This window comes from Polaromonas sp. (genome assembly GCF_029945895.1).
Lineage (GTDB): Bacteria > Pseudomonadota > Gammaproteobacteria > Burkholderiales > Burkholderiaceae_C > Polaromonas.
This window is the reverse complement of record NZ_JAQSDL010000045.1, coordinates 1-3313: the sequence shown is the minus strand read 5'-3', so window position 1 is coordinate 3313 and position 3313 is coordinate 1. Positions and strand designations below refer to the sequence as shown.

4 protein-coding genes are annotated in these 3313 nt (G+C 61.6%); 3 read left to right on the top strand and 1 reads right to left on the bottom strand.

Features of this window, described 5'->3' with window-relative positions:
* Positions 1-1060, bottom strand: a 1060-nt coding sequence (gene hppD / locus PSV33_RS06690) for a 4-hydroxyphenylpyruvate dioxygenase (RefSeq protein WP_300560064.1), incomplete at its 3' end; no start/stop codon positions are given.
* Positions 1061-1184: 124 nt separating this feature from the next.
* Here hppD and PSV33_RS06685 point away from each other — a divergent pair.
* From PSV33_RS06685 to PSV33_RS06675, 3 genes are all read left to right on the top strand, one after another.
* Complete coding sequence (locus PSV33_RS06685; protein ID WP_300560062.1) at positions 1185-1658, top strand: Lrp/AsnC family transcriptional regulator; 474 nt, start codon at positions 1185-1187, stop codon at positions 1656-1658.
* 248 nt (positions 1659-1906) lie between these two features.
* Positions 1907-2632 (top strand): GNAT family N-acetyltransferase, encoded by a 726-nt coding sequence (locus PSV33_RS06680; protein WP_300560061.1) that lies wholly within the window; start codon positions 1907-1909, stop codon positions 2630-2632.
* A gap of 223 nt (positions 2633-2855) precedes the next feature.
* Positions 2856-3313 (top strand): CBS domain-containing protein (locus PSV33_RS06675; protein ID WP_300560059.1); only part of this gene is annotated, 458 nt, incomplete at its 3' end.

Below are 3313 nucleotides of genomic sequence, written 5' to 3'. Positions count from 1 at the left end.
AACCCTGGTTGCCCTTGCGCTGGATGAACTCGAAGAAGATCGGGCCGAGCTGGTTTTCGCTGAAGATCTGCAGCAGCAGCTCGCCGGGCGTGCCGTCCACCAGGATGTTGCGCGCCTGCAGCTCGGCCACGTTTTCACCGTGGCCCGGGATGCGCTTGTCGAGCAGCTCGTAGTAGGTGTCGCCCGTGTTCAGCAGCTTCACGCCGCTCAGTTGCAGGGCATCTACCGTGGCGAACAGGTCGTTGGACCCCATGGCGATGTGCTGGATGCCTTCACCCTGGTACTTGTCGAGGTACTCCTGGATCTGGCCGGCTTTCTCGTTGCCTTCCTCGTTGATCGGGATGCGGATCTTGCCGCAGGGGCTGGTCATGGCCTTGCTCTTGACGCCGGTGGCCTGGCCTTCGATGTCGAAGTAACGCACCTCGCGGAAGTTGAACAGGCGCTCATAAAAGCCTGACCACTCGGCCATGCGGCCGCGGTGCACGTTGTGCGTCAGGTGGTCGATGTAGGTCAGGCCGTGGCCCATGGGGTTGAGTTCGGCGCCCGGCAGGGGCTCGAAGTCCACATCGAAGAACCCGATGTTGCCGATATCGCCGTCCTTCGCGCCGTTCTTGCCGCGCCAGCGGTCGATGAAATAGATGATGGAGTCGCCGATGCCCTTGATGGCCGGGATGTTCAGCTCGCCCGGGCCAGCGGTGTGCGCATAACCCCAGGCGCCCAGGCTGATCGCGCGTTCATAGGCGGCCTTGGCATCCTGCACGCGGAAGGCGATGGCGCAGACGCTGGGGCCGTGCTGGCGCGCAAAACGCTGGGCAAAGGAGTCGGGCTCGGCGTTGATGATGAAGTTGATGCCACCCTGGCGGTACAGCGTCACGTTCTTGTGGCGGTGTTTGGCAATCGGCTTGAAGCCCATGCGCTCGAACAAGGCGCCCATGGCGGCTGGATCCGGCGCGGCGTATTCAATGAACTCGAAGCCGTCCGTGCCCATGGGGTTGTCCCAAGTAGCCGCGGCGGCTGGCGCTGCTGAAGAAGGGGTGGGTTTGGTAATGGCGGCGTTCATGTGTGTCTCCGTGCAATTCAGAAAAATAGCGGCACATCCACTTTAAACGCGTGACAGATCAATTTTTATGCAAAACACGGCGCCAAGCTTGATGAATGCGCATCTAACCTGCAAAATATGAGCCATGGAAGCACTCGACAAGCTGGACAAGCTCATACTGCGCAGCCTTCAAGCTGACGGCCGCGCGACTTACGAACAGATCGCCGAGCAAGTCAGCCTGTCGCCCAGCGCCGTACTGCGCCGCGTCAAGCGGCTGGAGGAAAGCGGTGTGATCGACCGGTATGTGGCGCTGGTCAAGCCCGAGTCGGTCGGGCTGGGGCTGACCGCCTACATCAACGTGCGGCTGGAAAAACACACGGAATCGCACAAGCGCAACCCCATGGACCTGTTTCGCGCCAGTGTGCAGACCTGGCCCGAGGTGGTGGAATGTGCGGCGCTGACCGGCGAGATGGACTATTTGCTGCGTGTGGTGGTGGCCGACATGGGCCACTACAGCCGCTTCATCATGGACACGCTGCTCAAACACCCCAGCGTGCAGGACTGCAAGACCAGTTTTGTGCTGGACCGCGTGAAAACGACGACGGCTGTGCCGGTTTGATGCGGGACCCAGGGCTGGCCCGGGCCAGACGAGGTGCTGATTTAGGGCTCTGCCCCCCTTTTGATGTCCACTAGTACCGGTTTGACGGGCCTCAGGCAAGGAAATTGCTATAATATTAATAGCTGCTTGCGCACATCCAGCAAGGGCTGAAGGCCTCTTTGACCATAAATTTCCGCGAATCCCCGGGCCCAGCCGTTTAAATATCCTTCAGGGCTGGACATTCTAGGGAAAACCCTTATATTGAACCCATGGTTACCCCCGGCACATTCATCAAGGCGTCCATTTCTGCGGGCAGGGAGTTCTTCCGCCCACCTGCGGACGACGCAACGCGCGCGCCGCACCGGCCGCCCGTGCTGGTGCCCATCCGTTCCATTGGCCCCACCCACGGCGAACGCATCGAAAAACATCTGCTGTCGCTGGATGCGCATGACCGTTACCTGCGCTTTGGTTACGCCGCCCGTGACGAGCAGATTCACCGCTACGTGGCCGGCCTGAACTTCGAGCGTGACGAGATTTTCGGCATCTACAACCGCAAGCTCGAGCTGATCGCCATGGCGCACTTGGCGCTGTCGATCGACCCCGAGCTGAAAAGCTGCGCGGAGTTCGGCGTGTCGGTGCTCAAGCACGCACGCGGGCGCGGCTACGGCGCGCGCCTGTTCGACCGTGCCGTGATGCACTCGCGCAATGAGGGGGTGAGCATGATGTTCATCCATGCGCTCAGTGAAAACACCGCCATGCTCAACATCGCCCGCAAGGCTGGCGCCGTGATCGAGCGCGACGGCTCGGAAAGCGAGGCTTACCTCAAGCTGCCTCCGGCCGATCTGGACTCGCGCATGACGGAAATCGCGCTGGAGCAGATCGCCCAGACCGACTACCGCCTGAAAGTTCAGGCCAAACAGTTCTGGGACCTCCTGGCCCTGGTCCAGGAAGTGCGTCAGGGCGTGCGCGCCAGCCGCGACCGCATGCCAATGTAGGGACCCACGCTTGTCGCTTCGCGTACTGCGCTGCCCCCCGAGGGGGCGCTGCGCCTGCGGCCCGGCGAAGCCGGTTCCGCGGCCCCTGCTTGTACGGAGGTGCCTTGATGGACTCCAGCGTTTACTTCGTTTGTATTGAGTCTGCCGAGGGATGCCCCGAGCGGCTTTGGCACCCAATCGAAGTACGTTATCCTTGGCAACTTGCCAACTACCGAACACCTCCGTGTCCGACACCCCCCCCAGTAGACCGCCCAAGCCCGAAGACAAACGCGGCTTCCTGCAGAAGCTCGCAGAAATGCTTCATCCCGGGCCCGATTCCAAAGCCGAGCTGATTGAGACCCTGGTCGAGGCGCAGGACAACGAGGTCATCGGCGCGCAAAGCCGCGAGATGCTCGAAGGCGTGATTCGCATGGCCGACATGACGGCCGGCGACGTGATGGTGGCAACGCCCCGCATGGATGTGATCAACATCGACGCGCCGTTCGACGAGCTGCTGCACCTGGTGATCGACACTGCCCACTCGCGCTTTCCGGTTTTCGAGAACGAAAAAGAAAACATCATTGGCATCCTGATGGCCAAGGATCTGCTCAAGCTGCAGCGAGCCCCCGAGCTCAACATCCGCGCCTTGCTGCGGCCGGCGGTGTTTGTGCCCGAGAGCAAGGGCCTGAACGACCTGCTGCG